This window comes from Actinoplanes sp. OR16 (genome assembly GCF_004001265.1).
Taxonomy (GTDB): Bacteria; Actinomycetota; Actinomycetes; order Mycobacteriales; family Micromonosporaceae; genus Actinoplanes.
The window spans coordinates 5,171,531-5,186,960 of sequence record NZ_AP019371.1; the positions used below are offsets into that span (position 1 = coordinate 5,171,531).

General features: G+C 71.2%; 11 protein-coding genes. 3 read left to right on the plus strand and 8 right to left on the minus strand.

What is annotated here, in order from left to right; all coding sequences use genetic code 11:
• The first annotated feature begins 145 nt into the window (after positions 1 to 145).
• From EP757_RS43440 to EP757_RS23565, 3 genes are all read left to right on the plus strand, one after another.
• On the plus strand, positions 146 to 3,901 hold the full coding sequence (locus EP757_RS43440; RefSeq protein WP_197725362.1) for a DUF4082 domain-containing protein: 3,756 nt from the start codon (positions 146 to 148) through the stop codon (positions 3,899 to 3,901).
• 73 nt (positions 3,902 to 3,974) lie between these two features.
• Positions 3,975 to 5,180 carry a glycosyltransferase family 4 protein gene (locus tag EP757_RS23560; RefSeq protein ID WP_160165865.1) on the plus strand — a complete coding sequence of 402 codons (1,206 nt, stop codon included), beginning with the start codon at positions 3,975 to 3,977 and terminating at the stop codon, positions 5,178 to 5,180.
• The gene (locus EP757_RS23565; RefSeq protein WP_127549419.1) at positions 5,177 to 6,646 is read left to right on the plus strand and encodes a lipopolysaccharide biosynthesis protein; all 1,470 of its coding nucleotides are present in this window, start codon (positions 5,177 to 5,179) and stop codon (positions 6,644 to 6,646) included. The genes EP757_RS23560 and EP757_RS23565 overlap by 4 nt, the downstream gene beginning before the upstream one ends.
• Before the next feature lie 93 nt (positions 6,647 to 6,739).
• On the opposite strand, the gene EP757_RS23570 is transcribed toward EP757_RS23565, so the two are convergent.
• The 8 genes from EP757_RS23570 to EP757_RS23605 all read right to left on the minus strand — a co-directional run bounded on the left by EP757_RS23570 (position 6,740) and on the right by EP757_RS23605 (position 15,412).
• Positions 6,740 to 7,768 carry a hypothetical protein gene (locus tag EP757_RS23570; protein WP_197725363.1) on the minus strand — a complete coding sequence of 343 codons (1,029 nt, stop codon included), beginning with the start codon at positions 7,766 to 7,768 and terminating at the stop codon, positions 6,740 to 6,742.
• Complete coding sequence (locus EP757_RS23575) at positions 7,765 to 9,009, minus strand: MFS transporter (RefSeq protein ID WP_127549421.1); 1,245 nt, start codon at positions 9,007 to 9,009, stop codon at positions 7,765 to 7,767. Before EP757_RS23575 ends, EP757_RS23570 begins: the two co-directional genes overlap by 4 nt.
• A gap of 130 nt (positions 9,010 to 9,139) precedes the next feature.
• Positions 9,140 to 10,246 carry a DegT/DnrJ/EryC1/StrS aminotransferase family protein gene (locus EP757_RS23580; RefSeq protein ID WP_127549423.1) on the minus strand — a complete coding sequence of 369 codons (1,107 nt, stop codon included), beginning with the start codon at positions 10,244 to 10,246 and terminating at the stop codon, positions 9,140 to 9,142.
• Positions 10,243 to 11,235 carry a methionyl-tRNA formyltransferase gene (locus EP757_RS23585; protein WP_127549425.1) on the minus strand — a complete coding sequence of 331 codons (993 nt, stop codon included), beginning with the start codon at positions 11,233 to 11,235 and terminating at the stop codon, positions 10,243 to 10,245. Before EP757_RS23585 ends, EP757_RS23580 begins: the two co-directional genes overlap by 4 nt.
• Positions 11,222 to 12,235, minus strand: coding sequence for a hypothetical protein (locus tag EP757_RS23590; protein WP_127549427.1), 1,014 nt, complete (start codon positions 12,233 to 12,235; stop codon positions 11,222 to 11,224). Before EP757_RS23590 ends, EP757_RS23585 begins: the two co-directional genes overlap by 14 nt.
• Positions 12,232 to 13,392, minus strand: a complete 1,161-nt coding sequence (locus EP757_RS23595) for a DegT/DnrJ/EryC1/StrS aminotransferase family protein (protein WP_232049962.1) — start codon at positions 13,390 to 13,392, stop codon at positions 12,232 to 12,234. The genes EP757_RS23590 and EP757_RS23595 overlap by 4 nt, the downstream gene beginning before the upstream one ends.
• Positions 13,374 to 14,339 carry an NAD-dependent epimerase/dehydratase family protein gene (locus EP757_RS23600; RefSeq protein ID WP_197725364.1) on the minus strand — a complete coding sequence of 322 codons (966 nt, stop codon included), beginning with the start codon at positions 14,337 to 14,339 and terminating at the stop codon, positions 13,374 to 13,376. The genes EP757_RS23595 and EP757_RS23600 overlap by 19 nt, the downstream gene beginning before the upstream one ends.
• Positions 14,336 to 15,412, minus strand: coding sequence for a Gfo/Idh/MocA family protein (locus EP757_RS23605; RefSeq protein ID WP_127549428.1), 1,077 nt, complete (start codon positions 15,410 to 15,412; stop codon positions 14,336 to 14,338). The genes EP757_RS23600 and EP757_RS23605 overlap by 4 nt, the downstream gene beginning before the upstream one ends.
• Between the last annotated feature and the right edge of the window lie 18 nt (positions 15,413 to 15,430).

Below are 15,430 nucleotides of genomic sequence, written 5' to 3' on the forward strand. Positions count from 1 at the left end.
CATGGCGGTTGCACGGGCGTGCCGATAACCTACCGGCGAGCAACGGGGGGTGTTGCTTTCTATGGGAATTCGGAGGAACGCCGTGCGCGGCGATTTTGGTGTTTTGCCGTTAACTCGGCGTTTGGGCGGAAAAAAATGGCGGCGTGTGCTCGCGGTAACCGGAACGGTGCTGCTGGCCACGACGGGCGCACTGGTGGTTCAGGTCTCCGCTTCGGCCGCCGTCGAGCCGTGTGGCCCGGCGAGCAACGCGATCGTCTGTGAGAACAGCAAGGACGGAACGCCGCGCGACGTCTGGGACGTCGACGGCGCCGGCGACCCGGACATCCAGGGCTTCGCGACCGACATCAGCGTGAACGTCGGCAAGAAGATCGACTTCAAGATCAAGACGACCGCGACGAACTACTCGATCACCATCTACCGCCTCGGCTACTACGACGGCGACGGTGCTCGGGAGATCGACACGGTGCCGTCGACGCCGCACCCGAACCAGCCGTCCTGCGTGAGCCACACCTCCACGGAGATCTTCGACTGCGGCACCTGGGAGGTGTCCGGTTCCTGGACGGTCCCGGCCGACGCGGTCTCCGGTGTCTACATCGCCCGCCTGCAGCGGCCCGGCGCGAACGACGGCAGCCACATCCCGTTCATCGTGCGCAACGACGCCAGCCACTCCGACCTGTTCTTCCAGACCTCGGACACCACGTGGCAGGCGTACAACACGTACGGCGGCTCGAGCTTCTACACCGGCGGTGACAACGGCCGTGCCTACAAGCTGAGCTACAACCGCCCGTTCGCCACCCGTGGCGGCGTGACGGCGCGCGACTACCTGTTCAGCAACGAGTACCCGATGATCCGGTTCCTCGAGGAGAACGGGTACGACGTCAGCTACACCACCGGCGTGGACTCCGACCGCCGCGGTGAGCTGATCAAGAACCACAAGGCGTTCCTCTCCGTCGGCCACGACGAGTACTGGTCGAAGGACCAGCGCGAGAACGTCGAGGCCGCTCGTGACGCCGGCGTCAACCTCGCCTTCTTCAGCGGCAACGAGGTCTACTGGAAGACCCGCTGGGAGGAGAGCGTCGACGAGCACGGCACCGCCTACCGCACGCTGGTCACCTATAAGGAGACCTGGGCCGACGACAAGATCGACCCGTCCGACGAGTGGACCGGCACCTGGCGTGACCCGCGGTTCAGCCCGCCGTCCGACGGCGGCAAGCCGGAGAACGCGCTGACCGGCACGATCTTCATGTCGAACAACGCCAGCTTCGCCATGAAGGTCCCGGCCGCGCAGGGCAAGCTGCGCTTCTGGCGCAACACCGGCGTCGCGAAGCTCACCGGTGACGCGGTCGCCACGCTCGCGCCGAACACGGTCGGCTACGAGTCCGACGAGGACCTCGACAACGGGTTCCGCCCGGCCGGCCTGATCCGGCTCTCCACCACCACGGCCGAGACGCCCGAGTACGTCCAGGACTTCGGCAAGGTGGTCCTCCCGGGCACCACGACCCACCACATGACGATGTACCGCGCTCCCAGCGGCGCTCTCGTCTTCGGCGCCGGCACCATCCAGTGGGCGTGGGGCCTCTCCGAGGTCCACGACGGCCAGGTCGCCGACGCCGACGAGGACATGCAGCAGGCCACCGTCAACCTGCTCGCGGACATGGACGCGGCCCCGGTCACGCCGATGAGCGGCATCGACGTCACCCCGGCCAGCACCGACACCGTCGCACCGACCGCGACCATCACCACCCCGGCGAACGCGGCCACGGTCGCCAACGGCAGCCAGGTCACGATCTCCGGCACCGCCACCGACACCGGCGGCGTCGTCGCGGGCATCGAGGTCTCCACCGACAACGGCGACACCTGGCACCCGGCGGACGGCACCACGAGCTGGTCGTACAAGTTCTACGCGGCCGGTCTCGGCACACAGACCCTCAAGGTGCGGGCCACCGACGACAGCGGCAACATCCAGGGCACGCCGGCGAGCCGGACGCTCAACCTCACCGGCAAGGTGACGCTGTTCGGCGACCGTGTTCCGAAGACCCCGGTCTGGAACGAGAGCTCGCCGTACGAGCTCGGTGTGAAGGTCGTCCCGCAGACCGACGGCTACATCTCCGGTGTCCGCTTCTACAAGGGCGAGGGCAACACCGGTACGCACGTCGGCACCCTGTGGAGCGCCGACGGCGAGGAACTCGCGACCGGCACGTTCGGCGACGAGACCGCGACCGGCTGGCAGACGCTGAACTTCGCCACCGCCGTCCCGGTCACGGCCGGTACGCAGTACGTGGCGTCCTACTACGCGCCGAACGGCCACTACGCCGGTGACGCGCAGGCCTTCGTCTTCTCCGACTTCGTCTCCGGCCCGCTGGTCGCGCCGCGGTCGTCGTCGGTGGGTGGCAACGGCGTCTTCAACCAGGGCAAGGGCTTCCCGAACAGCTCGTACGACAACACCAACTACTACGTCGACGTGCTGTTCGTGGACAACGGCAGCTCGGCGCCCGTGGTGGTGGCGAACACGCCCGGCGCCGGTGCCACCGGTGTCGCGGCCACGGTCAAGCCGACCGCGACGTTCTCCAAGGCGGTCGAGTCGTCGTCCGTCGAGTTCGCGGTGAAGAAGAAGAGCGACGGCAGCGCTGTCGCCGGGACCGCGGCGTACAACGCCACGACCCGCGTCGTCACGTTCACGCCGAGCGCCGCGCTGGCGTCCGCCACGGAGTACACCGCGACGGTGACCGCCGAGGACGGCAACGGCAACGAGGCGGAGAAGTCCTGGTCCTTCACGACCGACGTGGACACCACGACGGTGGCCAGGCTCTTCCCGGACACGCTGAGCCCGCAGACGCCGGCCACCACCGACGGCAACCCGGTGTCGCTGGGCACGAAGATCATCCCCGCTACCAGCGGCAAGATCATCGGCATCCGCTTCTACCAGGGCCCGGGTAACTCCGGGGCGCACACCGGCACCCTGTGGGACTCCGGCGGCACCGAGCTGCGCAAGGTGTCGTTCGGCTCCAGCACGGCGACCGGCTGGCAGACGGCGCTCTTCAGCTCGCCGGTGAACGTCACGGGCGGCCAGACGTACGTCGTGTCGTACTTCGCCCCGAACGGCCGGTACGCGATCACGCCGAACTTCTTCGACAACACGTACACCAACGGCCCGCTCACCGCGCCGGCCGGCGTCAACGGTGTCTACGCCTACGGCGGCGACACGTTCCCGGACGGTTCGTACAACTCGACGAACTACTGGGTGGACGCGCTGTTCGTGGCGAACGAGGGCGGCGGCGACCCGACCCCGACGCCGACGACCGAGGCGCCCAGCCCGACCCCGACCACGCCGAGCCCCACGCCGACCACGGAGGCACCGAGCCCGACGCCGACGACCGCGGCGCCCAGCCCGACCCCGACCGGTCAGCCGGTGACCCTGCCGGCCGGAGCGCAGACCATCTACGGCGCCGACTACACGCCGGCGAACAGCAGCTGGAACGACGCGGCGGAGCTCGAACTGGGCGTGCGGTTCAAGTCCGACGTGGCCGGAAAGGTCCTCGGGGTGCGCTTCTACAAGGGCGCACAGAACATCGGCACCCACACCGGAACACTGTGGACCGACGGCGGCGACCAGATCAGGACCGGCACGTTCGCCAACGAGACGGCGACCGGCTGGCAGAACCTGATCTTCGACTCGCCGGTGACGCTGACGCCGAACACCTGGTACGTGGTCTCGTACCACACCACCACCGGCTTCTACGCGATCACCCAGAACCAGCTGGCCGACCACGTCGTCAATGCGCCGCTGACCGCCGAGATGTATGGATCCCGATACATGTATGGCACCGGCCAGCAGTTCCCCGGCAACGCCTCCACGCATAACTATGGGGTGGACGTCATCTTCAAGGCTGACGCCTCTTAACCCGTTCACCGGCCGGTGGGCGACGGTCACCGACTGTCGTCCACCGGCCGCTGTCAGAGGAAAGGATCAGCTGATGCGCCTGCTCGTCGGGCTGCACCACCTGGAACTCGGCGGCAGCCAGCTCAACGCCCTGGACCTGGCCGTCAGCATGCGGGACCACGGTCACGACGTGGCCGTGTTCGGCATCCACGACGGCACCCCCGGCCCGGTCGCCGACCTGGCCCGCTCGGCCGGCCTCCCGGTCATCCTCACGCGCCACCCGGCCGAACGCGGTCGCCGGGTGGCGCCCGCGCGCTGGGGGGTGGCCCGCGCGCTCACCGCGGCGGCCCGCACCCACCGCGCCGACCTGCTGCACGTGTACGAGTTCCCGCTCTCCCTGGACGCCCTCTTCGGCCCGCACCTGAGCCTCGGCGTACCGGTGGTCACCACCATCTACGGCATGGCCGTGCCGAGCTGGCTGGCCCGGGGCCCGGAGCTGGTGATGGGCAACCGCGACCTGACCGACCAGGCCCTCGCCTTCGGGATGTCCGCGCACCTGATCGAGCCGCCGGTGAACACCGACAGCGACAACCCGGACGCGGTCGACGGCAAGGCCTTCCGGACCCGCTACGGCATCGCCGACGACGAGCTGATGATCGGCGTCGTCTCCCGTCTCGAACCGGAGATGAAGGCCGAGGGCATCGGCCGGGCGATGGCCGCGCTGCCGCTGATCGGCGACGACCGGCTGCGGCTCGTGGTGGTCGGCGACGGGCCCTCCTACGCCGACCTGGAGGAGCGGGCCCGGGCCGTCAACGCGCAGCTGGGCCGCCCGGCCGTGCTGATGACCGGAGCGCTGACCGACCCCCGCCCGGCCTACGCCGCGACCGACATCGCCATCGGCATGGGCGGCTCGGCCCTGCGGGCGATGTCCTTCGGCGCGCCGATCGTGGTGCTCGGCGTGGAGGGCTTCTCCCGCTCCTGCACTCCTGAGGACTTCGACTACTTCATCACCAACGGCTACTTCGGGTACGGCGGCGGCGACCTGGATCCGGCGCCACTGGCCGCGCAGATCGCCGAACTGGCCGCCGACCCGGTCCGGCGGGAGCGACTGGGGGAGTGGTCACGGCGTACGGTCGAGGAGCGCTACAGCCTCAAGGCCGCCGCCGACGCGCTCGGTGAGATCTACACCAAGGCGATGGCCGCGGGCCAGCGCCGCCGCGTCGGTGCCGCCGCCCGCGTCGCGGCCCACAAGGCCGTGGCCGACCTGCTGCCCGCCGCACTGCGCAGAGGAGATCAGTGAAGCCTGGCATCTCCGACGACGCCTCGCTGGGCGCCAAGGCCGGTCGCGCGATCGGCTGGAGCTTCGCGAGCACCGCGCTGGGCCGGCTCAGCACCCTGGCGATCGGCATCGCGCTGGCCCGGCTGCTCGGGCCGGCCGAGTTCGGCACCTTCGCGGTCGCGATGGTGGCGCTGCTGGCGGTGCTCAGCTTCAACGAGCTCGGGGTCAGCCTCGCCATCGTGCGGTGGCCGGGCGACCCCCGCGAGATCGCTCCGACGGTCGCCACCATCTCGGTGCTGACCAGCGTTTTCATCTACTTGGGCTGCTTCCTCGGCGCACCCGCCTTCGCCGAGGCGATGGGCGACCCCCGGGCCACATCGGTGGTGCGGGTCCTCGCGCTCAACGTCATCATCAGCGGGCTCGTCGCCACGCCGGTGGCGCTGCTGCAACGCGACTTCCGCCAGGACCGCAAGACCATCGCCGACCTGACCACCACCTGGACCAGCGCGATCGTCTCGATCGGCTGCGCGGTCGGCGGGCTGGGCGCGATGAGCCTCGCGATCGGCCAGATGACCGGCGCAGCCGCGGGGGCGGTGCTGTTCTTCTGGTTCGCCCCGCAGGGCCTGCGGTTCGGGTTCGATCGGGTCCAGGCGCGCAAGCTGCTGAAGTTCGGCCTGCCGCTGGCCGGTTCCAGCATCGTGGTGTTCGCCGCGCAGAACGTGGACCGGCTCCTGATCGGCGCCCTGCTCGGCCCGGTGTCGCTCGGCTACTACGTGCTCGCCGCGAACCTCTCCAACTGGCCGATCAACGTCTTCTCCGCACCCGTACGGGCGGTCGCCCCGGCCGCCCTGTCCCGCCTGCAGCACGACCCGCCCACCATGCGGCGGACGTTCCTGTCCACGGCCGGCCTGCTGGCCGCCGTGGTGCTGCCGGTCTGCGCGGTGCTCGGCGGCCTGGCCGAGCCGGTGATCCGCCTGGTCTACGGCGAGGTCTGGCTGCCGGCCGCCTCGGTGCTGGTCTGGCTGGCCGCGCTGGCCGCGTTCCGGATCCTGTTCGAGCTGATCTACGACTACTTCGTGGTCCTGGCGCACAGCCGCGCGGTCTTCACCGTGCAGGTGGTGTGGCTGTTCGCGCTGATCCCGGCGACCTGGGCCGGCGCGACGACGGCCGGGCTGAACGGCGCGAGCGCCGCCCAGGTGGCGGTCGCCGGTCTCGTGGTGCTGCCGTTCTACCTCTTCGAGCTGCACCGGGACGGGATCCGGGCCACGAAGTTCGGCGCCCGGCTCGTGCTGCCGCTCGCCGGGGCCGCCGTCGCCGCCGGGATCTGCGCCGGTGTGGTCGCGCTGGGCCTGCCCGACCTGCTGACCCTGGTCATCGGCGGCACGGCCGGCCTGGCCGTGATGGCGCTGCTGGGCTACCGGCTGCGGGGCGTCCTCCGCGAACTGCGCGCCACCGGCGCCCAGCCCGCCGAGCCGGCCCCGGTCTGATCCGCGTCCCACCCACCTGCCGTTCCGAGATCTGCGGATGCGGAGAACCCGCCTGATCATCGCGATCAGGCGGGTTCCGTCTGTTCCGGGAACTCAGGGGATGCGGACGACCGCCGGCGACCAGGCGTCCTTGATCAGCAGCTGCGGCTTGCCGGAACCGTCGGCCGGCACCCGCCACACGTCACTGGAGGCCGAGCCCTGGCCCTCGCGCGGCAGCCCGTAGATCACCGTCTCGTCGTCCAGCCACTCGACCTGGTCATCGATGCTGTTCGTCTCGGCGAGCAGCGCCTCCTTGCCGGTACGCAGGTCGTACACCGCGAGCCGCCACTTGCCGGCCGGCAGATCGCCGTGCTTCTTGAACGCGACCCGGGTCCCGTCCGGTGACAGCGACGGGCACTCCACGTCGCCGCGCAGCGCGTTCACGGTCTGCGTGGACAGGCTGCCCTCGACGAGCCAGGTCTTCCCGCCGGACGCCGCCGTCGCGTAGAACCGGTCGTCGTCGACGAACGTGACACCCCAGAGGTTCTTGTCCGCCGCGGTGATCGTCCTGCCGTCGACGGTCAGTGCGAACTTCTCGATGTCGCCGACGACCTCGCCGTCGGTGCGGGTCACGATCGTCCGGGTGGAGAACTGTCCCGGGTTGGCGTAGGAGTCGCCGAACACGAAGGTCGTGGTGGCCGCGAGCGAGCCGTCCTTCGACAGCCGCGCACGGCTCGGGATCCCGGTCAGCGGAAGATCCCGGGTGGGTGCCCACGAACGGTCGAGCAACTGCGCCTTGTACGTGGTGACGAGTCCCCGGTCCGCCGAGAGGCAGAGCGCGTCCTCACGGGTGGCGTAGACCCGCTCGCAGGACGCCTGGGTGAACGCGCGGGCGCCACCCGGGTCGTCGAGCGGCACGATCGCCACCCTGCCGTAGCCGTCGCCCAGCGCGGTGCTGCGGAAGACCAGATGACTGGAGCTGCTGACCGCGGTGATGGCGCTGCTCGCCACGGTCGGCACGGCCGGCGCGGCGGCGAGCTGCTCGGCCTGGTCCTGGCGGACCTGCCAGACGTATCCGGCCGCGCCGAGGACGGCGACCACCATGATCGCGGTGAAGAGGTAGACCCGGGTTCGTACGGTCACGCCGCCACCTCCCGCCGGTCGATGCCGCGCAGCAGGACCCACGCGGCCGGGATCGCCGCGGCCAGCAGCACGGCGAAGAGCACGAGCGACCAGCTCGGCCCCTGCACCGCCCAGAGCAGGCCGAACAGCACCGACGAGGCGAAGCGGGCCAGCGCCACGACGGTCTGGGCCGCCGAGATGCCGCTGCCCCGGGCCTCGGCCGGGACCAGGCGGCTGACCAGCGCGGGCAGCACGCCGTCGGTGGCCGCGTAGAAGACGCCGAGCAGGACCAGGGTGCCGAGGGTCAGCCCGAGGCCACCGGCCGGCAGCGCGCCCAGCAGATAGGCGAGCAGCAGCGCGCCGTGTCCGGCGACCAGCACCTTGGCCCGGCCCACCCGGTCGGCGAGCCGGCCGAACGGCACGGCCAGCAGCAGGTACGCGATGTTCGTGCCCACGTAGAGCAGCGGGAAGTAGGTGGCGGCGAAGTCGTCGCGTTCCTGCAGGGCCAGGTAGAGGAAGCCGTCGCCGACGGTCAGCAGGCCGAGCACACCGGCCGCGACCAGCGGTTTGCGCAGCGGCCGGGCGGTGATCTCCCGCATCGCCTGGCGGAACCCGATCCGGGCCTTCGCGCCGGTGGTGCGCAGGTTCGGCACGAAGAGCACCAGGACGGCCAGGCCGGCGATGGCGACCGCGAACGAGACGACCCAGATCGAGTCGTAGCTGTTCGGCACCGCCGCGAGCAGGGCGAACGCGACGATCGGGCCGATCGCGGCGCCGATCGTGTCGAGGGTGCGGTGCACGCCGAACGCGCGGCCCAGCATCTTCGGGTCGGACGACTCGGCGATCAGGGCGTCGCGGGGCGCGGTGCGCAGACCCTTGCCGAGCCGGTCGGCGGTCACCACCGCGGTGATCGCGGCGAAACCGGTGACCGGAAGCATCGCGATCCGGCTGAGCGCGGACGCGCCGTAGCCGAGCACGGCGACCCACTTGGGCTGGCCGCCGCGGTCGCCCGCGTACCCGCCGGCGATCCGGACGAAGGCGCTGACGCCCTGGTAGATGCCGTCCAGGAAACCGTAGGCGACGGTGCTGAGACCGACCGCGGCGGTGAGGTAGAGCGGCAGGACCGAGGCGACCATCTCCGAGGAGACGTCGGTCAGCAGGCTCACGATGCCGAGCAGGATCACCGTCGAGGAAACGCGCCGGACGACGCTGCCACCTTCCGGTTTGTCGGACCCGGGCCGGTCACGCAGCGACACGTACACGTTTTCTCTTCCACCTTCCGGACCGTGGAGATCACAAACGGCCGGGCCCCACCTTAGTGGCGTCGGTGACGCCCGGTCGCGGTCCGTTCTGCCCGATCTTCCGGCAATTCGGACCGCGATGCTCCGACGTTCAGCCAGCCAGCGCGGACTTCAGGACCTCAGCGACCCGCTCCTGCTGGCTCGCTGTGATCTGCGGGTAGATCGGCAGTGACAGGATCTGCGGGGCGACCGCCTCGGCGTTCGGGTACGACCCGCCCAGCGACGCGAACGCTCCGGTCCGGTGCACCGGGATCGGGTAGTGGATCGCCGCCCCGACACCGTTCTCGTTCAGCGTCGCGAGCACCTCGTCGCGGCGCGGCACCCGGATGCAGTAGATGTGCCAGACGTGCTCGTTGCCGTCCAGGGTGACCGGCAGAACCACGTCGTCCAGGCCGGCGAGCAGCTCGGCGTAGCGGGCGGCGGCAGCGCGGCGGCGCACGTTCCAGTCGGCCAGCCGGGCCAGCTTGGCGCGCAGCACCACGGCCTGAAGTCCGTCCAGCCGGCTGTTCACGCCGACCAGATCGTGGTGGTACTTGCGCAGGCCACCGTGGCTGCCCAGAGTGCGGACCGTGGTGGCCCACTCCTCGGAGGCGGTGGTCACCGCTCCGGCGTCGCCGTACGCACCGAGGTTCTTGCCCGGGTAGAAGCTGGTCGCCGCGATGCCGTCGACGCCGGAACCCCTGCCGTGCCGGGTGGCGCCCTGCGACTGCGCGGCGTCCTCGACGATCACCACGTCGGTGCGGCCGAGCCGGTCCAGGCCGGCCCGCAGCTGCTCCACCGCGGCCAGCTGGCCGTAGAGGTGGACCGGCGCGATCGCCTTGGTGCGCGCGGTGACGGCCGCGAGCGCGGCTTCGACATCGATGAGATAGGTACGGGCGTCGCAGTCCACCAGAACGACGGAGGCCCCGGTCCGGGCGACCGCCTCGGCCGTCGCGATGAACGTGTTCGCCGGCAGGATCACCTCGTCGCCGGCGCCGACGCCGACCGCACGGAACGCCAGCTCCAGCGCGTCGGTGCCGTTCGCGACGCCGATGCAGTGCGCCAGCCCGGAGAACGCGGCGTACTCCTGCTCGAACGCGGCCACCTCGGCGCCGCCGATGAAGGCGGTCTCCGCGATGATGCGCTTGAAACCGGTCTCGACCTCGTCGGCCACCTCGGCGTGGGCGGCGGCCAGGTCGACGAGCGGGATCCTGTTCATGCTGAGGTGACTCCTGCCGGATCGATGATGTGGGTCGCCAGCCGCGCCTCGAGGTCGGCGATCTTGGAAAGGAGATCCTGGGTACGCAGCCCGAGCGTCTGCTTCACCGACCGGATCACGTCGGCTGCCGGAACCGGCCCGTCCCCGTCCAGTTCGACGGTGTGCAGCCGCAGGACCCCGTCGCCGGTCAGCACGTCGACCCAGCCCTCGGCGGACGAGCGGCCGACCGGGCGGCCGGGCACCCGGCCCTCGTAGCGCGGAGCGTCGAGCCGCGGCTCCGCCCGGTGCACGAGCAGCCGGCGCAGGCCGAGGTAGGTGTAGGCGGCCGGGAACGGCGGACTGAGCGCCCGGATCAGCCGGTCGAGCCCGGTCGTGGAGGACGACCAGTGGATCTCCCCGTCCTCGGGCAGCCGGGTGCAGCAGTAGGTCGCCGTACCCTCGTCCTGCTCCTCGCCCTGGTCCCCGGAGAGCCGGCGGCGGACCGCCGCGGCGATATTCTCCCGCTGCAGCTCGTTGAGGCGATCGTAGAGCGTGGCGACGGTGTCCTGCGGGCCGATCGGGACACTGCCGCTGTAGAGGACGCCACCGGCGTCGAGCGCCGGCTCCAGGCAGTGGATCGCGATGTACGCGTCCGCCTCCCCGTTGATCAGCGCCCAGTTCACCGTGGCCCGGCCCCGGTAGCGGGGCAGCGGGGCGTAGTGCACGTTCACGAACGGGATGCCGGCCAGCATGTCGGCCGGCAGGATCCGGTCGTACGACGAGACGACCACGGCGTCCGGCCGCTCCCGCTGCACCACCTGGCGCAGCGAGGTGACCGAGGTGTCGCCGACCACGGGGATGCCGTGGCCGGCGGCGAGAGCGGTCGTGTCGTCCTCACCGGCACGCAGCAGCGCCGCCACGGTGAACTCGCCGGTCAGGCCGGCGAGCGCGGTGGCCGTGGTGGGGCCGATGCCGACCAGGACGACACGGGGGCGCTCAGACGAGCTCATCCACGAACTCCCGATCCTCCTCGGTACGGTCGGCAGCCGGGCGCAGCAGCACCTCCGCCACCTTCAGACCGCCCGCCTGCAGCCGCACGATCGGGTCCGGCCCGACCGCGGACGGCAGGACGCCCATGTGCCCGGCTCCGGGCGCGTTCTCCGGCCACACCCGCACACCGCGCGCGGCGAGCCCGTCCCGGTCCAGGTCACCCCAGTACTGCGCGACCAGGGTGTCCGGCCAGCGGGCGGCGAGCGCGTCCAGCTCGTCCGCCGTGAGCACCGACGCGCCGGTCGGGCGCACCGCGACGAGCAGCGCCTCCGGCTGGTCGGCGGTGAGCAGCTCGTCGAGCGAGTCGCCGGCCGTCACCTCGGCGCCGGCCCCGGTCAGCCCGCGCACGATGAAGTCGCTGAACGGGTTGTCGCAGAGCACCGCGATCCGGCTGCGGTACGCCGGGATCCCGGCGTCGAGCAGCTGCTTCACGGCCATCAGCCCGAGATAGGAGAAGACGTCCACGTCCGGGTGCCGCTCGTTGGTGCCGGCCACCTCGACGCCGTGCTTGCGCAGCGCCGGGATGTCCAGGTCGGAGCGGCCGGCCTCGGCCTCCCACGCCTCGAACATCAGCGGCACGACGGCGGTCGGCTTCATCAGCGCGACCATCGCCTCGTCGATCGGGCGCACGTGACCGCTGTTCGTGACGACGTCGGCCCGGGCGATGTCCTCGGGGCGCCGCTCGGTGGTCACGGTGATCCGCCCGGCGACCCCGGCCGCCTCGGCGAGCGCCATGACCTGCGCGGTGACCTCCTCGACGCTGCCGTACCGGGTCGGGCGGGTGAGCGCCACGACCTCGGCGCCGGCCAGCGCCGCGAGGACCGGGGTGACCGCGTACGGCCCGGTCGCGGCCTCGGTCAGCACCACCCGGCCGGACAGGTCCAGCCGGGTCTCGGCCACCGAGCGCCGCATCAGCCGCAGCAGCCGGTCGCCGCCGAGGCCGGGCTTACCGGCGGTCATGCCTTGCCGCCGGCGAGGTCGCGCAGGACGCCGACGATGTGGTCCTGGTCGTCCTCGGTGAGCTGGTGGTGCAGCGGCAGGATCAGCGAGTTCCTGGTCAGCCGCTCGGTCACCGGCAGCGGCGGCGGGGTGACGTCGGCGTAGGCCGGCTCCAGGTGCGACGCCATGATGCCGCGCCGCGCCGAGACGCCCTTGGCGGCGAGCGCCGAGAGGACCTCGTCGCGGTCCACCGGGAAGCCGTCCAGCAGCACCCAGAAGGACTGGTAGTTCGTCTGCCCGTAGGCCGGGTCGCGGACCGGGATCAGCCCGTCGATGCCGGCGAGCAGCTCCTGGTAGCGCGCGGCGAACTGCCGGCGCTGCGCCACGAGACCGGCGAGCCGGGTGAGCTGCACGAGCCCGACCGCGGCCTGGATGTCGGTCATCCGGTAGTTGTAGGCCGTCTCCAGGTACGCCTCCAGCACCGGCTGCTTGCTGGCGTGCCGGTCGGCGGCGGAGACGTTCATGCCGTGCTCCCGCAGGCGCTTCAGCCGGACCGCCGCGTCGGCGTCGTCGACCGTCACCATGCCGCCCTCACCGGTGGTGATGAGCTTGCGCGGGTGGAACGACCACGCGGCCACCGCGGCGCCGGTTCCGGCGGGCTGCCCGTACGCCGTGGAACCGGCCGCGCAGGCGGCGTCCTCCACGAGCACGACCCCCCACCCGGCGGCGGCCTTGCGCAGCGCCGCCGTGTCGAACGGCACGCCGCCCTGGTGCACGGCGATGACCGCCCGGGTGCGATCGGTACGCACCGCGTCGAGCGTCTCCACCGTGACGTTGCCGGTTGCGATGTCGACGTCGGCGAAGATCGGCGTGGCGCCCACGTAGCGGACCGCGTTCGCCGTCGCGATGAACGAGAACGACGGGATGATCACCTCGTCGCCCGGGCCGATGCCGTGCAGCACCAGTGCCAGGTGCAGGCCGGTCGTACAGGAGCTGACCGCGACACCGTGGCCGGCGCCGACGATCGCCGCGAACTCCTCCTCGAACTTCGCGACCCGCGGGCCCTGCGCCACCCAGCCGGAGCGGACGGCGTCGGCAGCGGCCTGCGCCTCCTCCTCACCGAGCAGGGGGATCATCACCGGGATCTTGCGCTGCTGGTTCACTTGGACGCCCGCCACCAGTCGACGAGGCCCTGCAGGCCCTCGGTCAGGGACAGCTCGGGACGCCAGCCCAGCTTCTGCTCGGCGGCGCTGATGTCGGCGAGGCGGCGGGTGACGCCGTTCACCGCGCGGGCCGGGCCGTGCTCCGGGGCCAGGTCCGACTTCATCACGTCGGACAGCGCCTGGGCCAGCTCCTTGAGGCTGGTCTCCTGGGCGCTGGCGATGTTGAAGACCTCGTCGGTGACGTCGGCCCTCGCCGCCAGGATGTTGGCTCGCGCGATGTCCGCCACGTGCACGAAGTCCATGGTCGCGAGGCCGTCGCCGAGGATCAGCGGCGGCGTTCCGGCGGTGATCCGCTCCATCCAGCGGATCAGCACCTCGGTGTAGAGGCCGTGGATGTCCATCCGCGGGCCGTACACGTTGAAGTAGCGCAGGGCGACGTAGTCGAGGCCCTTCATCGCGTGGAAGCTGCGCAGCGTGGCCTCGTTGAACGCCTTCGCCGCGCCGTAGAACGTGTCGTTGTTGTACGGGTGGTGGCGCTCGGTGGTCGGGAACTCCTCGGCCAGGCCGTAGACCGACGCCGACGAGGACGCCACGAGCTTCTTGACGCCTTCCTCGGCGGCCGCCTCGATCACGTTGAAGGTGCCGTCGACCAGCACCTCGTTCGCGAGCCGGGGCTCCTCCGCGCACTGCGTGATGCGGATCGCCGCCAGGTGGAAGACCAGGTCCTGGCCCTTGGTCAGGTCACGGACCAGCTTCTGGTCGCGGATGTCGCCCTCGACCAGCTTGACCGGGCCGTTCTCCAGCGACCAGGCCAGGTTGTCCTTGCGGCCGCGCACGAAGTTGTCGAGAACGACGACCTCCGCGGCGCCGCCGCGGACCAGTTCGTCGACGACGTGCGAACCGATCGTGCCGGCCCCGCCGGTGACGAGAGCGCGTGCGCCCTCGATCTGTACCCCAGTCACGCCATGTGCCCTTCGTCGAGCTTGATCATTGTTCCGCCTTCGGCGAGGCTCCGGGAAGCCGCCTGAAGAATCTCCAGCACCCGCAGGCCGGACCGGCCGTCGGTCAGCGCCGGCGTACCCGTCGTGATGGCCCGCGCGTACTCGTCCACCATCGTGCGCAGCGCCTCGCGCTCCACCAGCGCCGGGGCGACCATGTCACCCGAGCGGTAGGAGATGCGCAGGTCGCGGCGCTCCTCGTCGCCGAGCTCGTCGGCCGCCGTGACGTCCACGCCCCGGTCGTAGATCGAGATCCGCTGGCTGGGGTTGAGGTCGTCCCAGACCAGGGTCTTCTTCGACCCGCCGATGATCGCCGTACGGATCTTGACGGGCGACAGCCAGTTCACGTGGATGTGCGCGATCGCGCCGTTGCTCAGCTCCAGCGTCAGGTAGGCCACGCAGGCCCGGCCCGCGCCGATGCCGTCCGCGCCGTGCGCCGCCACCGCGATCGGGCGGATGCCGGGCGGCAGCACGAAGTCGAGGATCGACAGGTCGTGCGGGGCCAGGTCCCACACCACGTCGATGTCCTTCTGCACCAGGCCCAGGTTGATCCGCACCGAGTCCAGGAAATGCAGGTCGCCCAGCTCGCCGGCGTGCACCAGCTCGCGGATGCGCAGCACGGCCGGCTGGTAGCAGTACGTGTGGTCGCACATCAGCGTCAGGCCCCGGCGGTCGGCCTCCTCGACGAGCTGGACGCCCTCCTCGTACGTGGAGGCGAGGGGCTTCTCGACCAGCACGTGCTTGCCGGCGCGCAGCGCGGCCAGGGCGACCGGCAGGTGGGTGCCGGCCGGGGTGGCGATCGCGACGGCCTTCACCTCGGGGTCGGCGAGGACCTCGTCGAGGCTGGCCGAGACCTGGACGGTCGAGTACCCGCCGAGGACCTTCCGGGCCCGCTCGACGTCGAGGTCGCAGAGCCAGCGCAGCCGGAACTCCGGCGAGGCCTGGAAGTTGCGGACGAGGTTGGGGCCCCAGTAGCCGGCCCCGATGACGGCGACGCCGATCGGGCCGTCCTTTTTGTCGTGAGAAGACACGGACATCCGTTTCGTTCGGGAAGC

What these genes read in the sequence shown, in the direction of transcription:
- EP757_RS23580 (WP_127549423.1), bottom strand. Translation starts at nt 10,246, where the DNA reads ATGAACAGGATCCCGCTCGTCGACCTGGCCGCCGCCCACGCCGAGGTG.
- EP757_RS23585 (WP_127549425.1), bottom strand. Translation starts at nt 11,235, where the DNA reads ATGAGCTCGTCTGAGCGCCCCCGTGTCGTCCTGGTCGGCATCGGCCCC.
- EP757_RS23590 (WP_127549427.1), bottom strand. Translation starts at nt 12,235, where the DNA reads ATGACCGCCGGTAAGCCCGGCCTCGGCGGCGACCGGCTGCTGCGGCTG.
- EP757_RS23560 (WP_160165865.1), top strand. Translation starts at nt 3,975, where the DNA reads ATGCGCCTGCTCGTCGGGCTGCACCACCTGGAACTCGGCGGCAGCCAG.
- EP757_RS23605 (WP_127549428.1), bottom strand. Translation starts at nt 15,412, where the DNA reads ATGTCCGTGTCTTCTCACGACAAAAAGGACGGCCCGATCGGCGTCGCC.